General features: G+C 39.6%; 21 protein-coding genes. 13 read left to right on the top strand and 8 right to left on the bottom strand.

The genetic code is table 11. The features are described 5' to 3' along the window. The 4 genes from ACKI5B_RS02740 to ACKI5B_RS02725 all read left to right on the top strand — a co-directional run. The coding region (locus ACKI5B_RS02740; RefSeq protein WP_407425592.1) for a hypothetical protein at positions 1–201 on the top strand (201 nt) is incomplete at its 5' end. A gap of 42 nt (positions 202–243) precedes the next feature. Next, a complete protein-coding gene (locus ACKI5B_RS02735; protein ID WP_407425590.1) occupies positions 244–705 on the top strand; it encodes an NfeD family protein in 462 nt (153 codons plus the stop codon). After that, positions 702–1586, top strand: a complete 885-nt coding sequence (locus ACKI5B_RS02730; protein ID WP_486401663.1) for an SPFH domain-containing protein — start codon at positions 702–704, stop codon at positions 1584–1586. The genes ACKI5B_RS02735 and ACKI5B_RS02730 overlap by 4 nt, the downstream gene beginning before the upstream one ends. A 9-nt stretch (positions 1587–1595) precedes the next feature. Beyond that, positions 1596–2987, top strand: a complete 1392-nt coding sequence (locus ACKI5B_RS02725; RefSeq protein ID WP_407425588.1) for a P83/100 family protein — start codon at positions 1596–1598, stop codon at positions 2985–2987. On the opposite strand, the gene ACKI5B_RS02720 is transcribed toward ACKI5B_RS02725, so the two are convergent. Both ACKI5B_RS02720 and ACKI5B_RS02715 read right to left on the bottom strand, forming a co-directional pair. Continuing rightward, the gene (locus tag ACKI5B_RS02720) at positions 2968–3078 is read right to left on the bottom strand and encodes a helix-turn-helix domain-containing protein (protein WP_407425586.1); all 111 of its coding nucleotides are present in this window, start codon (positions 3076–3078) and stop codon (positions 2968–2970) included. The two genes, ACKI5B_RS02725 and ACKI5B_RS02720, sit on opposite strands and share 20 nt — an antisense overlap. Before the next feature lie 74 nt (positions 3079–3152). After that, the gene (locus ACKI5B_RS02715; protein ID WP_407425584.1) at positions 3153–3926 is read right to left on the bottom strand and encodes an SDR family oxidoreductase; all 774 of its coding nucleotides are present in this window, start codon (positions 3924–3926) and stop codon (positions 3153–3155) included. Between the two features lie 149 nt (positions 3927–4075). Here ACKI5B_RS02715 and ribD point away from each other — a divergent pair, with 149 nt between their 5' ends. Then, on the top strand, positions 4076–5233 hold the full coding sequence (gene ribD / locus ACKI5B_RS02710) for a bifunctional diaminohydroxyphosphoribosylaminopyrimidine deaminase/5-amino-6-(5-phosphoribosylamino)uracil reductase RibD (RefSeq protein WP_486401662.1): 1158 nt from the start codon (positions 4076–4078) through the stop codon (positions 5231–5233). Between the two features lie 30 nt (positions 5234–5263). Next, entirely contained in the window at positions 5264–5917 is a 654-nt protein-coding gene (gene ribE, locus ACKI5B_RS02705; RefSeq protein ID WP_407425580.1) for a riboflavin synthase, read from the top strand. Between the two features lie 18 nt (positions 5918–5935). On the opposite strand, the gene ACKI5B_RS02700 is transcribed toward ribE, so the two are convergent. Beyond that, positions 5936–6226, bottom strand: a complete 291-nt coding sequence (locus ACKI5B_RS02700; RefSeq protein WP_407425578.1) for a helix-turn-helix transcriptional regulator — start codon at positions 6224–6226, stop codon at positions 5936–5938. Positions 6227–6518: 292 nt separating this feature from the next. Here ACKI5B_RS02700 and ACKI5B_RS02695 point away from each other — a divergent pair, with 292 nt between their 5' ends. From ACKI5B_RS02695 to ACKI5B_RS02680, 4 genes are read left to right on the top strand one after another with little or no spacing between them, the layout of a single operon-like run. After that, a complete protein-coding gene (locus ACKI5B_RS02695; RefSeq protein ID WP_407425576.1) occupies positions 6519–7592 on the top strand; it encodes a glycosyltransferase family 4 protein in 1074 nt (357 codons plus the stop codon). After that, entirely contained in the window at positions 7589–8368 is a 780-nt protein-coding gene (locus ACKI5B_RS02690; protein ID WP_407425574.1) for an ABC transporter permease, read from the top strand. Before ACKI5B_RS02695 ends, ACKI5B_RS02690 begins: the two co-directional genes overlap by 4 nt. A 9-nt stretch (positions 8369–8377) precedes the next feature. Further along, complete coding sequence (locus tag ACKI5B_RS02685) at positions 8378–9115, top strand: ABC transporter ATP-binding protein (protein WP_407425572.1); 738 nt, start codon at positions 8378–8380, stop codon at positions 9113–9115. A 3-nt stretch (positions 9116–9118) separates the two neighbouring features. Continuing rightward, positions 9119–9415: a hypothetical protein gene (locus tag ACKI5B_RS02680; protein WP_407425570.1), complete on the top strand. Its 297-nt coding sequence runs from the start codon at positions 9119–9121 to the stop codon at positions 9413–9415. Positions 9416–9547: 132 nt separating this feature from the next. On the opposite strand, the gene ACKI5B_RS02675 is transcribed toward ACKI5B_RS02680, so the two are convergent. After that, on the bottom strand, positions 9548–12082 hold the full coding sequence (locus ACKI5B_RS02675; protein WP_407425568.1) for an alpha-L-arabinofuranosidase C-terminal domain-containing protein: 2535 nt from the start codon (positions 12080–12082) through the stop codon (positions 9548–9550). A 99-nt stretch (positions 12083–12181) separates the two neighbouring features. Beyond that, positions 12182–12910: a hypothetical protein gene (locus ACKI5B_RS02670; RefSeq protein WP_407425566.1), complete on the bottom strand. Its 729-nt coding sequence runs from the start codon at positions 12908–12910 to the stop codon at positions 12182–12184. 88 nt (positions 12911–12998) lie between these two features. On the opposite strand from ACKI5B_RS02670, the gene ACKI5B_RS02665 reads away from it, so the two are divergent. From ACKI5B_RS02665 to ACKI5B_RS02655, 3 genes are all read left to right on the top strand, one after another. Further along, entirely contained in the window at positions 12999–14030 is a 1032-nt protein-coding gene (locus ACKI5B_RS02665; RefSeq protein WP_407425564.1) for a methionine ABC transporter ATP-binding protein, read from the top strand. Next, entirely contained in the window at positions 14030–14683 is a 654-nt protein-coding gene (locus ACKI5B_RS02660) for a methionine ABC transporter permease (RefSeq protein WP_407425562.1), read from the top strand. The genes ACKI5B_RS02665 and ACKI5B_RS02660 overlap by 1 nt, the downstream gene beginning before the upstream one ends. An 83-nt stretch (positions 14684–14766) precedes the next feature. Then, the gene (locus ACKI5B_RS02655) at positions 14767–15546 is read left to right on the top strand and encodes a MetQ/NlpA family ABC transporter substrate-binding protein (protein WP_407425559.1); all 780 of its coding nucleotides are present in this window, start codon (positions 14767–14769) and stop codon (positions 15544–15546) included. Between the two features lie 8 nt (positions 15547–15554). Here the strand turns inward: ACKI5B_RS02655 and ACKI5B_RS02650 are convergent, their stop codons facing one another. From ACKI5B_RS02650 to ACKI5B_RS02640, 3 genes are all read right to left on the bottom strand, one after another. After that, positions 15555–16424: a hypothetical protein gene (locus ACKI5B_RS02650; RefSeq protein ID WP_407425557.1), complete on the bottom strand. Its 870-nt coding sequence runs from the start codon at positions 16422–16424 to the stop codon at positions 15555–15557. Between the two features lie 10 nt (positions 16425–16434). Then, positions 16435–18534, bottom strand: a complete 2100-nt coding sequence (locus ACKI5B_RS02645) for a methyl-accepting chemotaxis protein (protein ID WP_407425555.1) — start codon at positions 18532–18534, stop codon at positions 16435–16437. Positions 18535–18590: 56 nt separating this feature from the next. Next, the coding region (locus ACKI5B_RS02640; protein WP_407425553.1) for an OmpP1/FadL family transporter at positions 18591–19221 on the bottom strand (631 nt) is incomplete at its 5' end.

Below are 19221 nucleotides of genomic sequence, written 5' to 3'. Positions count from 1 at the left end.
GTAAATGCTATGGAAAACAAAACTGAAAAAACATTGTATAAAATCCGCTATATTGGTGAAGACTGCGATTTCTTTGAAAAAAATAAAGTTTATCTTTGTGTAGGAGAAATTGTAGAAGGACCACAAAAAGGTTCTCTCTTTGTGATTAATGAAATGGGAGTTGACTATGTCTACTCACCTGAAATTTTTGAGCGTGTTTAAATTTTTCTTTCTTAAATAAAAAAATCGGTTTATAATTGCAATATGAATGATTTTTTAAATTTCATTTTATTGCATTTGCCCTGGTTTTGGCTTTGTGTAATGGTGGCTTCGCTTGTTATCGAGGCTGTTACTTTTTCGCTTACAACTGTATGGGCGGCTTTTTCAGCTCTTATAATGATTTTTTTATCGCGTACGCCGATTCCACTTCGCTGGCAATTCTTAATTTTTTTTCTTGTGACAATTATCCTTATGATTTTTACGCGTCCATTTGCTGTAAAAAAATTAAAGCTTGGCCGTGTTACTACAAATGTGAATTCCCTTGATGGTCAGGAAGTATTAGTTCTGAAAAAAATAACCCAGTTTGAAAAAGGTGAAGTAAAATCGTCAAATGGGGTGCTGTGGAATGCAATGCCAGAAGAAAATTCTGAGATTCCAAAAGGGGCTGTCTGCGAAGTTGTTCGCGTTGAAGGAAATACTCTGGTCGTAAAGGAGAAAAAAATATGATGATTCCAGTTGTTGTTGTAATTTTATTTGTTTTCTTTCTGATTATTGTGGCAAATGTGCGCGTGGTTCCTCAGTCGAGGGCGTGCGTTATTGAACGCTTTGGTGCTTATCAGACAACCTGGCAGGTTGGGTTCCATGTAAAACTTCCTTTTATCGATCGCATTGCGAATACCATGTCATTAAAGGAAAAAGTCATGGATTTTCCGCCTCAGCCTGTAATCACAAAGGATAATGTTACCATTCAGATTGATACAGTTGTTTATTGTCAGGTGACTGATCCAAAACTTTACACTTACGGCGTTGAGAATCCGAATTTTGCGCTTGAAAACCTTACTTCTACTACTATCCGAAACATTATCGGCGAGCTGGAGCTTGACGAAACGCTCACAAGCCGAGATGTAATCAACACAAAGATGCGCAGCATTCTTGATGAGGCGACTGACCCATGGGGAATCAAAGTCACGCGTGTTGAAGTCAAAAATATTGATCCGCCAAAGGCGATTCAGGAAGCGATGGAAAAGCAGATGCGGGCCGAGCGTGAGAGGCGCGAGCAGATTCTGATTGCTGAAGGTCATAAGCAGAGTGCAATTCTGGAAGCTGAGGGCAAAAAGCAGGCTACCATTCTTGAAGCTGAAGCTCAAAAAGAAGCCGCCGTGCAGAAAGCGAAGGGCGAAGCAGAGGCGATTCTGGAAGTGCAGCAGGCAACGGCACGCGGTATTCAGATGATTCGCGATGCAGGAGCTGATGAAAGCGTAATTAAATTAAAAAGCCTTGAGACTTTTGCAAAAGTGAGTGAAGGAGCGGCTACAAAAATCATAATTCCGTCGGACATTCAGAATATGGCCGGCTTTTTGTCGAGCGCAAAGGAATTACTAAAGTAGGAATTAAAAATGAAAAAATTATTGATAAGCGTTGGATTTTTGTTACTTTCTTTTGGCGTTTTTGCAATTGAAGTTAATAAAACTGAGCTTGAAGAAAATCAGCAGGATTCGATTCAGTTTGAAAATTATGGCGGGCCTCATGCTGTAATTGAAAGTGCAGACGCTATTTTGGGAATCGGAACGAAACTGGGAGAAGAGGTTTCTTCAAATCTTGAGAATCCGATTGCCGTCCAGCCTTATGCAAAATATTCTGTATATCATGTTGTCGGTTCATCTGAAGAAAATGCACTTGATGCAGATATTCTTTTCTTAAATGAAAATGCCGGTGTTGATCATATTAATAACCTGCGCCGCATAATCACAGGTTTTTTAATGGCGGCTTACGGCTACAGTCAGGAAGATTCCCAGACTCTTTCTGTTTTTATTACTGTCTATAATGCTGTTTACCATGGAAGTCTTTCTAATTTTTCCGGAAAATATAAAAATGCAGTTCTTACATATCTTACAGAAGATTCTGTGGGCTTAAGCACGAACTGGCAGGATTGGGCAGGCAAAACCCAGATTGTAATTCCGCTTGGTGTAATAGGGCAGGGGACTGCTTCTGTAGAGACTTCTGTAATAAGTGATGAAAATGTAATTGAAGCGCTCCGTTCTGAAGAAGATAAAAATATTGAAGTCCGTGAAAGCATGGCTGACATAAAAGAAAAAGAAGCTTCAAATGCAAGTGAAAATGCCAAGACTGCTCAGAAAGAAGCTGCTCAGGCGAAAAAGGAAGGCGATAAAGAGTCTGCGAAAGAAAATGCGAAAACAGCCAGCGAGCAGCAGAAAATTGCCGACAAAAAAGGTGATGAAGCAAAGTCTGAGCGCGAGCAGATTGCAAAAGATAAAGAAGAAATTAAAAAAGAGTCCTTAAAAAATGAAAAATACATTACAAGCCTTTTTGTTGCAGATGAAAAAGAAAAACTTTACACTTTAATGACAGTAAATTTCAGCGATGGTTCTGTCTATAAAAAATCTGATTTAAAGCAGATACGAGATAAAAATATTTACCAGACAGACGGCGGATTTATTGCCATGTGCGGAGTAAATGACAAAAAATCAACAGTAAAGCTCTGTCTGATTGATTTAGAATCACTTGAAATAACAAAACAAAGCGAAGAAACTCTTTCAGAATCAGGCCCGCTTGTGTTTTTTAAGGATTTATACTATGTAATTCTTAATGAAGACGGAAAAAACTATCTTGCTTCCTATGATAAAAATCTTAACCTTAAAAACAAAAGCAGCGTTCCTGTAAAAGCTTCAAGTCCAGTTAACATTTATCAGGAAGGAATTCTTGTAACAGATTCTTCAGGTAAACCTGTAATTTTATCGCTTTCAAATCTTAATTCTGTTTTTCAATAAATTCAGTCGGGCGTAATCCCGTGACTTTTTTGAAAACATTAGAAAAATAATTTGGATTGGAAAAACCTAAACGGGCGGCAATATCATTCATTTTGAGTTTTCGCCGTGCATAGAACAGCACGGCTAATTTGCACTAAGCTGCCTGAATGGGCAGCTTTTATGTTGTTACATGCTTGTGTAGCCGCCGTCGACTGGAAGTGCAACGCCTGTAACATAGCTTGAAGCAGGGCTTGCAAGGAAAATTGCAGCTGTATCAAGTTCACCTTCGTTTCCGTATCGGGAAAGCGGAATCATAGTCTGTGCATTCTGCTGGAAGAAGTCAGAGTCCAGAGTTTCTTTTGTGAGCGGGCTGTAGAAATATCCCGGGCAGATTGCGTTTACATTGATATTGTATTTGCCCCATTCAGCAGCCAGTCCTCGTGTAAGGTTAACGACACCGCCTTTTGCAGCATGATATGGTGAACATGGTGCTACTTTGTTTCCGACTAAACCATACATTGAAGCAATGTTAATGATTCTGCCGTATTTTGCGTTAATCATGGCCTTTTTTGCAACTGCACGTGACATTTTGAAAGTGCCGCCTAAATCAACATTAAGTTCACCGTTGAACTGATCGTCTGTAATGTCTTCTGCAGGAGCTACAGCACCAGTGCCGGCATTGTTGATGAGAATGTCGATTCTTCCGAATTTAGCAAAAATCTGGTCAACTGCAGCATTAACTTTGTCTGTGTCAGTGATATCACACTGAACGGCAAGAGTTTCAACTTTGTATGTGTCTGCAATTTCTTTTGCAACTTCGTCGATTTTATCTTTACGGCGGGCAATTGCTACGATTTTTGCTCCCTGATTTGCCAGTGCCTTTGCCATCTGAACGCCAAGACCTGTAGAGCAGCCTGTAACTACTGCAACCTGACCGGTTAAATCAAAATAATTTTTCATATAAAACTCCTTAAAAAAAAGATATTAATCTTTGTAATCATATATATTATAACTTAAAGACGAAGTAATTGCAAATTGTTACCTATAACTAACAAATATTTTTAAATTATGTATTACAATTTAAAATCAGATAAGATAAAATATATATGATGGAAACACTTTCAGAAAATTTCATGCGGCGTGCGATTGAACTGGCACGTGGTGGCGAAGGAAAAACCAACCCTAATCCCCTGGTCGGAGCGGTTATTGTTAAGGACGGGCGCATTATCGGTGAAGGTTTTCATCATGCTTTTGGAGAACTGCACGCCGAGCGGGAAGCGTTGAAAAATTGTTACGAGAATGGAAAGAATCCTGAAGGAGCTGTAATTTATGTAACACTTGAACCCTGCTGTCATTTTGGTAAGCAGCCGCCGTGCACACATGCTCTTGTTGAAGCCGGAATTTCGCGCGTAGTAGTTGGAAGCCGTGATCCGAATCCGCTTGTTCATGGAAAAGGAAATGCATATCTTCGTGAAAACGGAATTCAGGTTGATGAAGATTTTTTGCGTTCTGAGTGTGATGAACTTAATCCGATTTTTTTTCAGTACATAACGACTAAAATGCCTTTCGTTGCTTTAAAATACGCGATGACGCTTGACGGAAAAATCGCCACAAAAACCGGCGAGTCAAAATGGATTTCAAATAAAAAATCGCGTGAATTTGTTCATGTGCTTCGTAACCGTTATGCAGGAATTCTTACGGGAATCGGAACTGTCAAAACAGATGATCCAATGTTGAACTGCCGGCTTACAAACGAAAATGGCTGTCAAATCGGAAATAATCCCGTGCGGATTATCTGCGACAGTTCTTTGCAAATCCCTTTGACCAGTAAAATCGTACAGAGCGCAAAAGAAATTAAAACGATTGTTGCATGTGCGGAAAAAGGACAGAATGAGCCGTCTTTTATTGAAAAAAAACTATCACTTGAAAATGCGGGCGTGGAAGTAATTGAAGTTCCTTCAGAAAAATCGGCTGAAGCAGAACAAAACCAAAGGCCTTCGGTTGATTTATTTGAGCTTATGAAAATTTTAGGCGAAATGAAAATAGACAGCGTTCTTATTGAAGGCGGTTCATCAATAAATTACAGTGCTTTGAAGGCGGGTATAGTGAATAAAATCTATGCTTTTACAGCGCCAAAAATCTTCGGAGGGCAGGCAAAATCTCCAGTTGGTGGAGAAGGCGTGAATCTTGTTGAAGAAGCATTTGAATTCAGAGTTGAAAAAGTCACTCAATTTGAGAATGACATTTTAATTGAGTATATAAAGTGAAAAATCTGTGGATTAAAAGGAAAAATCAAAATGTTTACAGGAATAATCGAAGAAACCGGAAAAATTAAAAAAATCTCACTTGGCGGAAAGTCCGGTTCGCTTGAAATTAATGCAAAAAAAGTGCTTGAAGGAACAAAGACCGGAGATTCAATTGCGGTAAATGGAGTGTGTCTTACTGTTACAGGCATGACTTCTTCTTCATTTACTGCAGATGTTATGGCAGAAACTTTGCGCCGTTCATCACTCGGCTCTCTTTCAACAGGAAGCTGCGTGAATCTGGAGAGGGCAATGGCGGCAAACGGCAGGTTTGGCGGTCATATTGTGAGCGGGCACATTGACGGCACTGGTACAATTTCCCGTTTTGTACGCGAAGAAAATGCAGTGTGGGTACATATTAAAGCAAGTTCAGAAATTTTGCGGCTCATCGTTGAAAAAGGTTCAATTGCAATTGACGGAATCAGCCTTACAGTTGCGCTTGTAAATGAAAGTGAATTTGCGGTGAGCGTGATTCCTCATACGGCAGAAGAAACTACGCTTCTTTTAAAAAAAGCCGGTGACACGGTAAATCTTGAAAATGATATTGTAGGAAAATATGTCGAAAAACTGCTCGGAATACAGAAAAAGTCAGAAACCTCTGATTCGGCAAAAGACGATAAATTTTTAAATTGGCTTGGCGGAGAGTAGAAACTTCTTAAAGAAATATCATGAATTTTCGACAAGTGATTTTAAATTTTCTTTTAAAGTGATGTACTTTTTTAAGTATAAATCAGTTTGAACTGTCTGACCCTCAGAAATCTTAACTTCTCCCACTAAAAATTCAACAGTCGTGCCAAGTGCAAGGGCTATTTTGACCGCCTGGGATGCACGCGGTTCAGTGTCTGCTTTTCTCATGCTTGAAACAGTTGTTTCTGAAACGCCCATTATTTTTGCAAGCCAGCGGTAAGAGGTATTTTGTTCTTCTCTTAAAAGTTCAACATTCGTCCAGAAAGACATAACTTTATTTTATTACTTTTATTCGTAGTTTTACTTGAAAAATCCGAAATTAAAGAGTATTATAAGTTTAACTACGAAATTTCGTAGTTTTGAATAAAAACTATGCAAAGTATAAATACATCAGAAATTATGCAGGAACTCACACAGATGATTGTCTTAAATGGAATGTGTGAATCAGCTTATCGGTTTGAATCAGTCCGGATTAAAAAAGGAAAGTCCCCTTTTTTGCCTCCTTTTTGTAAACGCTGTGCAAAAAAATTATTGCGTATGATGCATCTCAGGTAGGATAAAAATGCGGATTATACAGATAGTTCCCAGTCTTTCTTATGGTGATGCAGTTGGAAATGACATTCTTGCCTTAAAAAAAATTATTGAACAAAAAGGAATTGAAACGGCTGTTTATGCAGAGAGCGTAAATATAAAAGCCGGAGAAGAAGATTCTATTTTCACTATATCTGACCTTAAATCCCTGTCTGAAAATGATATTTTGATCTCGCATGTTGCATGTTCATCACAGCTGAATGAAGATATAAAGCATTTACGCTGTCTTAAAATAATGATGTATCATAACATTACACCGCCGCATTTTTTTAAGGATTACAATGTGCAGTCTCAGAAATCCTGTGAACAGGCTTTAAAAGAAGTTGAAAGCCTTAAAAGCACATTTGATTTAGTGCTGACACCTTCAGAATTTAATAAAAAAGATTTGCTTCGTATGGGTTTTTCCTGCCCAATCCGTATACTTCCGATTCTAATTCCGTTTGATGATTACAAAAAAACGCCCGCGGAGCATATTCTGAAACAGTACAATGATAATTTCACAAATATTATTTTTACAGGCCGCATTGCACCGAATAAAAAACACGAGGATGTTTTAAAGGTATTTTATGAGTATCAGCGGTACTTTAATGAAAAGTCACGCCTGTTTTTTGTCGGTTCTTCTTCAAGTCTTGAACGGTATGAACAGAGACTGCGTGATTATGCAGGAGTTCTTGGAGTAAAGAATGTTATTTTTACCGGGCACGTTCGTTTTGAAGAAATTCTTGCTTACTATAAAGTTTCGGATTTGTTTTTATGCCAGAGTGAGCATGAAGGATTTTGTGTACCGCTTGTTGAGGCGATGTTTTTCGAAAAACCTGTTGTTGCCTATGACAGTTCAGCCATATCAGAAACACTGGGTGGCAGCGGATTTATTTTGAAGGAAAAGAATTCTGTAAAAACAGCCGCTGTAATGAACAGAATTCTGACAGATGATGAATTACGAAAAACAATCATAGAAAATCAAAATATCAGGCTTTCAGATTTTGAATATGAAAAAATTGCAGGTTTATTCTGGCAGTATATGGCGGAGTTTCTTGAATCATGATTTCTCTTTTTAAAAATCTTTATCGTTACCGGCAGATGCTCTTTTCACTTGTTCACCGGGAACTTCGAGGCAGATACAAAGGCTCTGTCCTCGGATTTTTGTGGACTTTCTTGAATCCGCTTCTGCAGATGTTCGTGTATACCTTTGTTTTTTCGATTATTATGCGTTCGAATATCGAAAAATACTACCTGTTTTTATTTGTCGCTCTTGTGCCATGGATTTTTTTCAGTACTTCGCTGACGGGCGGGTGTGCTTGCATTTTGAATTCTGCTGACATGGTTAAGAAAATTTATTTTCCGCGTGAGATTCTTCCGCTTTCTTTTGTGACGACAGCTTTTGTAAATATGCTTTACTGTTTTATCGTTGTCTTTGCCGTTCTTTTTATTTCAGGCATTGGATTTAATTTTCTGGCACTTATTTATCTTCCTCTGATTTTATTGATTGAATATATTTTCACGCTGGGAATCTCGCTGCTTTCTTCGGCACTTACAGTCTACTTCCGGGATTTACAGCACATTCTGGGAATTTTTACACTTGCCTGGCAAATGCTTACGCCTGTTATGTATTCAAGCAAAAATGTTCCCGACCGGTATCTAACGCTTTTTAACATGAATCCGATGACACCGATTGTCGAGGCGTTCCGTTCGATTCTTTATTACAAAGAAATTCCTCATCTTGAAAACTTGCTTTCCGCAGTTTTGTTTGGCGTCGTTTTTCTGTTACTTGGAGAACTTGTGTTTTCTAAGCTTCAGAAAGGATTTGCGGAAGAATTATAGGAAATGCGTATGGATGAAATAATTTCTGTAAATCATGTGACAAAAAAATTCAAGGTTTATTTTGATAAAGCTCCTATGCTCAAAGAAAAGGTGCTTTTCTGGAAGCGTAACCGGTATGAGGAACGCACAGTTCTTGATGATATTTCTTTTTCAATTAGAAGAGGTGAGGCTGTCGGTCTTATCGGGAATAACGGCTGTGGAAAATCTACAACGCTAAAACTGCTCACCAAAATTATTTATCCGAACTCAGGTTCAATCTATGTAAACGGAAGGGTTTCTGCACTGATTGAACTTGGTGCCGGCTTTCACCCGGACATGAGCGGACGGGAAAACATTTATATAAACGCTTCGATTTTTGGACTTACCCGCAAGGAAATAGACCGTAAACTTTCTGACATTATCGACTTTTCGGGTCTGGAAGAATTCATCGATAATCCCGTGCGTACTTATTCTTCGGGAATGTATATGCGTCTTGCCTTTGCCGTTGCAATCAATGTTGAAGCAGAAGTTCTCTTTATCGACGAAATTCTTGCCGTGGGAGATGCCGCTTTTCAGGAAAAATGCTTTAACAAACTTATTGAAATCCGCAATAAAGGCACGACAATCGTCATTGTGTCTCATTCACTCACCCAAATCGAAAAAATCTGCAGCCGTTCAATCTGGATAAAAAACGGAAAGATTCAGATGGACGGAAAACCGGCGGAAGTTCATAAAAAATACATGGAATTTATGAAGGAAAGGGAATAGTTTATGAATCACATCGTTTACATCACGGACGAAAATTATATTCTTCCAACGCTTGTTTCGCTTAATTCGCTTGTGAAAAATGCTGCACAGAAAATAGCGGCACTTTATAAATTCCGGTTGCCTGAAATTTTTTCTGATCTGGATAAAATTCTTTGTATTGACGGTGATATTATTCTTAAATGGAAAAAAGTATATTCACTTTCTAAAAAACGCCGTGCCGAAGAGCGACGGAAGCGTGGAAATCATGCCGAATTCAAAGCGGAAGTGTACGGGTTCTTGCATGATGCGTTTTTTTTATAGAAAGCAATGACTCTCAAGCGCAGGAAATTCATCGGCGCACTGGAAAGAGCGTCTATTGCGTTGAATCTCAATTTGTATATAGTTGAAGTAAACTCAGGGGAAATTATTAAAAATTCCCCCTGAGTTTATTCCTTACTTGCCTTCAATTTCCAGAATTGAAAGTGAGAACGGCTTTGCAGGATATGTAAAATCACTTGAAACACCGCTAAAAGTTTCCTCTAGTGGAACGACCTGCTTTGGAACTCTAAAGCTGTTTTCATCATCTGCTCCGCCTGTAATAATCGTTACTTTTGCAGTTTGTGAAAGGGCAGGTGCGTTTTTAAGTGAAATTTTTACATCTTCCTGACTGTTTGTTACGTTTACAATCTTGATGATAACTTTGCCGTTTTCTGTGCGGCCGACATGGGCATAAACCGGGTCGAAATTCTGGACATCGGTAAATTCGTGTATAAGTTTTCCGTCAAGACAGCATTTATAGGTTTCGCCTTTGACTTCAATTTTTATTTTGTACCATTTGCCGTTTGTAAGATTCATTGGTTTTGAATCTCCGATTATGCTCCGGCCACTGAGTGTGCCTTTTTCAACACAGCTCTGAGTATTTCCCCAGCCGCCCATGTTCCACCAGTACAGATTTTCGCCTTTTACGCCAAAGCTGATTAAAAATCCTTCAGCTCCGCCTGTTTTCTGTGCCTGAAGTTCAAGCGTGTAATTCTGCATACCGTCTATGTCAGTTTCGTTGTCGAGTGCCATAAATGCCGGTGTAGCCATTGATTTCTGATTGAAAACTCCTTTGCCTGCTTCCCATTCACCCCTCTGAGTTGCAACACTGAAATCATTTGTGTCTTTTGCACCAGAAGAACTGTAAATGACCTTTCCTGTATCTGTGTCTGTAACTTTTATGTCTTTAAATTGAGCAGTTGTTGCCCATGAACCGATTCCGACTGTACCTTCAATGCCTTTCTTTTTGGCATACGGCTGTACCGGCTGTGTGAGCGTTGTTTTAATTGTCCAGTCGCTTTTGTGATTCATGAACATGCTCTGCACATAGTAGTTCGGCGTGCCGTAGACCTGACTGTTATCAAACCAGATTGCATCCGGCTGCCACTGAACAAAGCCGTCTCGTGCAAAAAGAGGGGCGTAACTTGCAATTTCGATAATATCGCCGTTGCGTTCAATGCCTGTCATGTAAGCGGCTTCTGTGAGAGCTGCAAAAAGCGAGTTTCTTCTGCCGTCTACCCAGGAAGCGTATTCTCCGATGAAAACTTTTGCTTTGTTTTCTCCGCGCGGATAGAATTTCTGGTCATCGTAGCGGCTTCCGTTCGTTAAAAACCATGTGTACGGATTGTAGTAGTGTTCGTCAACAAGGTCTGTAAGGTTTGCAGTTTTTTTGCTTTTTTCCCAGGTGCGTACCTGATTCCATGCGTTGTTAAAGTTGATGTCATTGTATGTAAAGCCTGATGAAATAATTGTCTTTATGTTCGGATACTTCTTTTTGATTGCAGAAGAAATGAATTTGAAGCGTTCAAGATAATCTGTCCCGCAGTCTTCGTTACCGATTCCGATATAGTTGAGTTTAAATGGCTCTGGGTGTCCGGCTTCTGCACGGATTTTTCCCCATTTACTTGTTTCCGGACCTGTTGCCCATTCAATCAAATCGAGTGCGTCCTGAGCATACCATTTGTATTCACTTACAGGAGATTTTTCTCCGTCATGGCTCATTCCGACGCTTAAAACAGGAATCGGTTCTGCTCCTAAATCTTCGCAAAGCCTGAAATATTCATAAAAACCTATGCCGTACGACTGCTGATACGGAATATTTCCTCCCCAGAAGTTCGGAGTTTCTTTGCGTTCTTCAACAGGACCAACCGTATTTTTCCACTGATAGCGGTCGTTCAAAAAATGACCGTGAACGATACAGCCGCCAGGGAAGCGGATAAAGGCAGGATGCATTGCTTCAAGCATTTCTGCCAGATCTTTTCTAAGTCCATTCGGCTCGTTTTTGTATATGTCTGCCATAAAAAGTGAGACAAAATCTACATCAATTTTACCGGCCTGGTCAGCGTAAACAGAAAGGCGCCCGTTGTAAGTGTTTGCAGCTGCCTTGAGTGAAAATTCGTATTTTTTCCATTCTGTTGTGATTCCGGTGATTTTTGCAGATGAAGTTTTTGCATCGGTATCGTCGGCGCCGATTGTAACTGTAATGCTTGAAATGCTTCCGTCCGGGCAGCGAAGCCAAATCGAGCCCGGATAGGTTTTACCGGCTTCAAAATACATTCCCTTGTAGCCTTTGTTGTAAAATCCGTCACCGGCAGCCTTTGCAGTGAATGTGGCGAAGGTCGGATTATTTGCGTTTAAGCCGCCTTTTTTTGAAGCTTTTAAGCGGCTTGAAGATTTTTCGCCTGAAATATTGATATGGTCTTTCCAGCCTTCTGTAGAGCTGTTGTTTCCTGAACCGAATTCAAAAGAGCGGTTCTGAACCATTTCGCCGTAAAGACCGCCGTCTGCAGCATAGTTTATGTCTTCGTAGAAAATTCCGAAAAGATTTTTACTGACTGGAGTCTGGGTTTCAGAAAAATCAGCTGTTATTGACGCGCTGGTCTGTGCAAAAAAAGGCAGAGAAAGCCCCGCCGCCAGAATTGAAGTGACTACAAGTTTTTTTTTCATCATAAAATCTCCTCGCTTTTTGAATGGAATTTTTTCACTGATTTTATGATGTGGCATAAAGAGACAGTTGTCAAGAAAAATATCAAAAAAAGTTGGTATATATCAATAATAAGCGATATAATCGTTTATAAACTGTGTTATCAGCTTTTCTTCAAGGGCAGGGAAGAAGGAAATCAGTTCTTCTTTGTCCCAGTTTGAAGTATTTATAAAGGGCGTGTAATTTTCTGAAACAGCTTTGTATTCTCTGCTGACAATCTTTTTTCCGTTTGAATCGGTTGCAAAAACGGTCATTACCAGTCGTGCTGAAACACCTTTATTACGAACTCCGTCTTTTGCCAGAATTTTCTGAAACCTGAAATTTACATAGAGAACGCTTTTTGAACCGCTTTCTTTGCACAGCATCCGGTTTAATTTGCCGTTTGAAGATGTTATTGCATTATAGCCTGCTGCCGGTACTGTGTTTCCGATGTAGTCAAAAAAATCCTTGCCTGTATTTTTGTAAACTGAAGAATTTTCCAGATTCTGAGGGGTAATAACTTCAAGACCGGAATCTTTCAGTTTTTCATAAAGAATTGAAGCAGCCTGATTAATTCTTTCCTGCGAAGTTTCAACTTCAGGATTTGTTTTGTTGATAAGGCGGTTAACGGCTCCGCTTAAAATACCGTCGTCTACTGTTTCTGAATTTGTGCGTTCATTGTACCATGGTACAGACGGATTTGAATAAACGCTTATAACAGCAGCAGGACTGTAAGTTTTTAAATCCAGTGGGACTGATTTACACGAATAAAATAAAGGGAAAATAAAAAACAGGGAAAGAATGATTTTTTTCATACTCTGATTATACAACTAAAGATTTCATTTGTAACGTTTGAATTTACAATCACTTGAAAATTCTTAGTTTTCTTACCATTATTAAGCGATGCAGATAAAACTTGAAAATCTTAAAAAAACATACATTTCGCAAAATAAAAATGAACGTTCTGAAATTCATGCAGTTGATGATGTTTCGCTTTTAATTCCAGAGAATACAATCTTTGGAATAATCGGAAAAAGTGGTGCCGGAAAAAGTTCTCTCGTCAGGCTTGTAAGTCTGCTTGAAACGCCTGATAGTGGTTATGTTTACTATGGCGATAAGCGGGTTGATAATCTTTCAAAATCTGACTTAATTTTACAGAGACGAAAAATCGGTATGATTTTCCAGAATTTTAATCTCTTTTCTTCAAGAACAGCGGGTAAAAATATTGCTTATCCGCTTGAAATTGCGGGTACTCCAAGAGAAAAAATAAAATCGCGCGTTAGAGAAATGCTTACTCTGGTCGGACTTTCTGACCGTGAAAATGCACCAGTCAGCACATTGAGCGGTGGTCAAAAACAGCGGGTTGCTATCGCCCGTGCCCTTGCCACAGAGCCTTCGATTCTTTTTTGTGACGAAGCCACAAGTGCTCTTGACCCAAACACAACTCATCAAATTCTTGAACTTATCAAGGAAATTCAGAAAAAGATGAATCTTACAGTCGTTATGATTACACACCAGATGGAAGTTGTGCGCGATGCCTGTGAAAGTGTTGCTGTAATAGAAAATGGACGGGTGGTTGAGACTGGCAAAGTTAAAGAAATTTTTACAAAACCAAAAACTCAGGTCACGCGGAATTTTATTAAAAATATTTCTTCTGAGCCAAAAAATTTTGAATATCAAAATAAAGTTGTCAAATGGTCAAAAGACAGCGGAAGATTTGTTCTGCATTTTGCAGACGGTGCAACAGAAAAGCCGGTTTTGAGCATGATGTCAAAAGAATTTGATGTAACATTCAATATTCTTGCGGCGGGTTTAAATCGGCTTCAAAACGAGGAAGTTGGCTATATGGAAGTTGACATTACCGGAAAAGACGAAGAAATTGAAAAAGTCGTTCACTGGCTTTCAGAAAATCATGTAAATGTGGAGAAACTATAATGGAACAAATTCTGATTTTAGTGGGAACTTCGACACTTGAAACTTTATTGATGGTATTTTTCTCGACAATTTTTGCAATTTTGATAGGCTTTCCTCTGGGAGTGCTTTTAAATGTAACGAATAAATATGGAATCACTCCAAAATCGGGCTTTAATCTGATTTTGAGCAGAATTATCGATGTTTTACGTTCTTTTCCGTTTGTAATTCTGATGATTGTTCTCTTGCCTTTCACTCGTTTTATTTTGGGAACTGCAATCGGTACAGCTGCTACGATAATTCCTCTTTCGATTGCGGCAGCTCCTTTTGTAGCAAGAATTACAGAAACCGCACTAAACGAAGTTGATCCAGGGGTTGTTCAGGCGGCCCGTGCAATGGGTTCAACTAACTGGCAGATTATTTATAAAGTGCTTATCCCGGAAAGTTTGCCTTCCGTCGTTTCCGGAATCACCCTAACGATTATAAATCTGGTCAGTTATTCTGCAATGGCAGGAACTCTTGGTGGCGGCGGTTTGGGAGATTTAGCAATCCGGTATGGCTATCAGCGTTTCCGTACAGATGTTATGATTGCAAGCGTTTTGGTGATTATCATAATGGTTGCATTAATTCAGTTTGCAGGTACAAAAATTACTAATAAGATGATTTCAAAAAGGTAATTGACATAAAAATTAATTCTTTGTAAACTTAATAACATACTAGGTTACTAGGTAAAAAAAACTTAAAATACAAGGAGTCAATTATGAAAAAAATCATTTCTTTTGTTGCAATTGCTTTGGCAGCGACAACAGTTTTCGCACAGAAAACTCTTAAAGTTGGTGCAACACCTGAACCACATGCAGAAATTTTAAATCTTGTAAAGGAAGATTTGGCTGCAAAGGGAATTAACTTAGAGGTTGTTGAATTTACAGATTATGTCACTCCAAACGATGCTGTTGAAGCAGGTGACATTGACGCAAACTATTTTCAGCATATTCCTTATCTTGAATCTTTCAACAAAGAAAAGAGCTATCATCTTGTAAATGCAGCAGGAATTCATGTTGAGCCTTTTGCTCTTTATTCAAATAAAATCAAAAAACTTGCCGATTTAAAGAAAAAGGCAACTGTTGCAATTCCAAATGATCCGACAAATGAAGGTCGTGCACTTCTTCTTTTGCAGGAAGCTGGGCTTATTGAACTTAAAAAAGGCTCTGGTATTACAGCAACTCCACTTGACATCGCAAAAAACCCAAAGAAACTGAAATTTAAGGAAATTGAAGCTGCTTCTCTTCCTCGAGTTTTAGGTGATGTTGATGCTGCTGTTATCAATGGAAACTATGCAATTCCTGCAGGTTTGAGTGCAAAAAAAGACGGTTTATTTGTTGAAGGTTCTTCTTCTCCTTATGTAAACGTAATTGCAGTAAAATCTGGCAACGAAAACAAAGAAGAAATTAAAGCTTTGATTGAAGCCATTAAGAGCGAAAAAGTCAAAAAATTTGTTTCAGAAAAATATCCAGATGGCGAAGTCGTAGTAGTATTCTAAAAAAAAGCCTAAAAATGTATTCTGATTCCACAGTTTAGACCATTCCACTCTGTGGAGTCAGATTTTTGTGTTCCAGTTTCAAGATATTTCCAGCCGGCAAATATTTCATACCGGTCAAGCATTACACCTGCCAGTAAATCTGAATCAAAAACATATAAATCATTGTCATAAAACTGCCAGTCGAACTTCCAGCGCAGAGTCACAGGCTTAAACGGGAAGGATTTTACTTCACCGCCAAAAACAAAGGCATTATCTCGTAAAAGCGGGGTTATGTCATTGTACCATCTTGACCAGCCGAATTTTAAATAAAGACTCAGCGGATTTGTCTGAAAGACCGGAAAGTTAATTCCTGCCTGAATATTTCCCATATTGCCTTCGCCGTGAATGTGGTCAAAAAGAATCAGGTTTTTTGCATAAAGCCCGATTACCGGGAAAATCATGCAGTCGAAATTTGACTCGTTTCCGATTCCCAGCTCTTTGAGCCAGACAAATGAAGTGTCCAATGAAAATCTGTAAAATCTTAAAGGGGTTGTTGCAGTCTGTAAATCTGATTCAAAATCATCTGACATTAAATCTTTGTAGCTTAAATATTTTGTGTCGTCGTATGAATAAGGGTAGGGATAATAGCGTGCATAAAAATTAATCAGCCAGACATACGCAAAAAGTTCAAAGAAAAATTCTACAAGAGAGGCTTCTGCGCTGTCTGCTGATGAAGCTGAGGAAGAAGATTCTTTTTTTGAATTGCTTTCCTTTGGCTTTTCATCCTGCTTTGATTTTTCATTCTGGGATTTTTCGACGGCACTGTCAAAAGCTCCGTATGAAAAAAACGGCGAAGTAATGCATATAAAAGCCAGAATTACAGCCAGAATCTTTTTCATTTTTAAAGTTTTACACCTTAAACTGGTCAATCTGAGCACCAATCTGGTTGATTGACTGCTTCATTTTGCCGGCAATTTCTGTTAAGGCAGCACCTGTGTCATTGATTTTTTCGGCACCGATAGACATTTCTTCCATGCTGTTTTTCATTACCAGAGTTGCATCCTGTAAATGGCGGACTTCATCAAGAATCTGTTTGTTTCCGATAGACATTTCTTCGGAAGCAGTGCGGACTTCGATTGTGCTGTCGTTCATTGTATGGAGTGAGTCAGTAATCTGTTTTGAACCTTCCTGCTGTTCTTCCATTGCAGATTTAATCTGGCGGACAAGCTGGTCTGTTTCGCGGATTTTAGCGGCAACTATATTGAATGCTTCGCTTGATTCCTGGGAAGCCGAAACAACAGAGCCGATTGAGTTCTGGATGCTTGAAAGCTGGTCGCCGATTGTTTTTGACTGGGTTGAAGAAGTTTCTGAAAGTTTACGGATTTCGTCTGCAACAACAGCAAAGCCTTTGCCCGCATCACCTGCATGGGCTGCTTCGATAGCGGCGTTCATTGCAAGAAGGTTAGTCTGTTCTGCGATTGCAGCAATGGCGGCGTTTGCTTCCTGAAGCATTTCGGACTGCCGTTCAATTTCTTCGATGCGCTCGTTAACGTGAACCTGCTTTTCTGAGCCGTTTTTGGCCTGTTCAGAAAGGGAAGCAAAGGAAGTTGCCATTTTATCAACAGACTGGTTTACAGAAGCAATGTTTCCAATCATCTGTTCAACTGCACTTGAAGCATTTGAAACTCCCTGTGACTGATTTTCAATCATGCGTTCAAGGGATTCGATATTTGAAGCGATTTCGTTTACAGCACCTGCTGTCTGGGCAACACTTTCGCTCTGATTGTTAATCTGGCTGTGAACGCTGTCAATATTTGCGATAATTTCGGTAATTGACGAGCTTGTATCCTGCATGCTCACATCAAGGTCATCACCGGCTGCTTTAAGAACTTCTTTTGAATCTTTTACATCAGCTACGATTGTCTGCAATTTTTCTGTGAACTGGTTAAAGCCGTTTACGACATCGCCGATTTCGTCTGTTGAACTTGCTTTGATTCGTTTTGTAAGGTCAGCGTTTCCAGTTGCAATTTCTGTGATGTTTTCGCGGACTGCTCCGAGCGGCTTGATAAGAGCCGTGACCGTCAAAATGGCAAGGATAGTCGCAATGATTATGATTACGAGAAGGACGATAATTGTGGCCTGGTTGATTGTTTTTAAGCCGCCGAAATAAAAGTCATAGGGAGCGATACAAAGGGAAACCCAGTCTGTTCCGTTTACAGGCCGCCATGCAGAAGTCATCTTTATGTGGTAGAACGGGTCGATGAAGGAACGGCCGCCGATATTGCCGCTGCATGCTTCGGTCAAAACTTTTGCAAGGTCGGAATCCGGATCAAGGTCTTCGACACTCTGCTGCTCTTCCTGACCTGTGGTCTGGGTTTCTTTGTTGGCGTTTCCGATAGTTTTTTTCGTTATGCGGTTTAAAATCGCCGGATGCATTCCGTTGCCGATGTCGATGCCTGAAACAATGTCAGAAAGACGGTCGCCTTTTACTATGGAAGCTACAACGCCGTTAATTCTTCCGTTATATCCGTAAACAGGAATTGCATAGTACATTAGGATAAGGCCTGTGTCTTTGTTCAGGCTTGGACCCGTAATCATTTCCTTTCCGGAAAGTGCCCCGGGCATGTAATTTGCCGTTTTAAAGTTTAAGTGGCGTCCGTCGGAAATAACAGTGTCGCCGTTTGCATCAAAATAACCGATGTTTTCGTATTTATCGGGATTCATCTGGATTAATTCGCGTAAAAAAGCGCATTTTTCTTCGAGAGGAAGAGAATCTCCCCGGATGTTTGGAAGACGGGCAATTGCACGCAGCATCTGAAATTCAGCTTCGTTCATGTCCTCAATCTGCTTTGTAACACGATAGGAAATATTTTCAAGATTTGAGTGAACCGAATCGGTAAGGGTTGATTTTGCGACATAGCGGGCAATAAGACCTGTGCTAAGGACGGCAATGATGACAAGTGCATCGACCAAAAGCAGTAATTTTGCTTTTAAACTAAAATGTGCCATACCATCTATTATAAACGGCTGGCACATAATTTTCAAGAAAATTAAAGACTATAAAATTACAGGTTAGGGAAGTGGTATGTTACACCAACAGAAAGGTTTGTAACTGATTTTGAAAGCTCTGTCTTGTATCCGTTCAGATAGTAATCTGTGTCAAAGTATTTTGCAAAAAGGCCTGAGAATGTAACTGTGAGAAGTTCTGTCGGATAAACTTCGATACCTGTTCCAACGCAGAAACTGTCCAGAACCGGATTAAATGTGCTGTTTGAATTGTCGGTTGTTCCCTGTTTTCCGTACTGAAGACCGAGGCTATAAGAAATCCATTTGCAGATACGCCAGTCAGCACCGACAGCAACTTCCCATGAGTTGTCGTAGTCTGTTTCGCCGAGAATTGAATCCTGGTTTGCAAAGTAGTTGAAGTAATAGTTAAAACTTGCACTCAAATAAAGAGGTTCAAGAACCTGCCAGCCTGCTCCCAAATTCAATGCGGCAGGAAGGTCTGTATGGAATGTTTTGCCGTCGTAAATTCCGAATGTTTCGGCGAGTTTGCCTTTTACATCTTTTACTTCATATTTTACTGAAGATTTTGACTGGAACTGAACTGCAAGGTCAACAACTTCAACCGGCTTGTAGTGAATGCCGAAAACACCGCTTACAGTATAGCCGTTTGCTTCATAAGAAATTGTGTCA

The organism is Treponema sp. (genome assembly GCF_045657965.1).
Taxonomy (GTDB): Bacteria; Spirochaetota; Spirochaetia; order Treponematales; family Treponemataceae; genus Treponema_D.
Note: the sequence above shows the minus strand (reverse complement) of the source record. Positions and strands in the feature narration are given on the sequence as shown.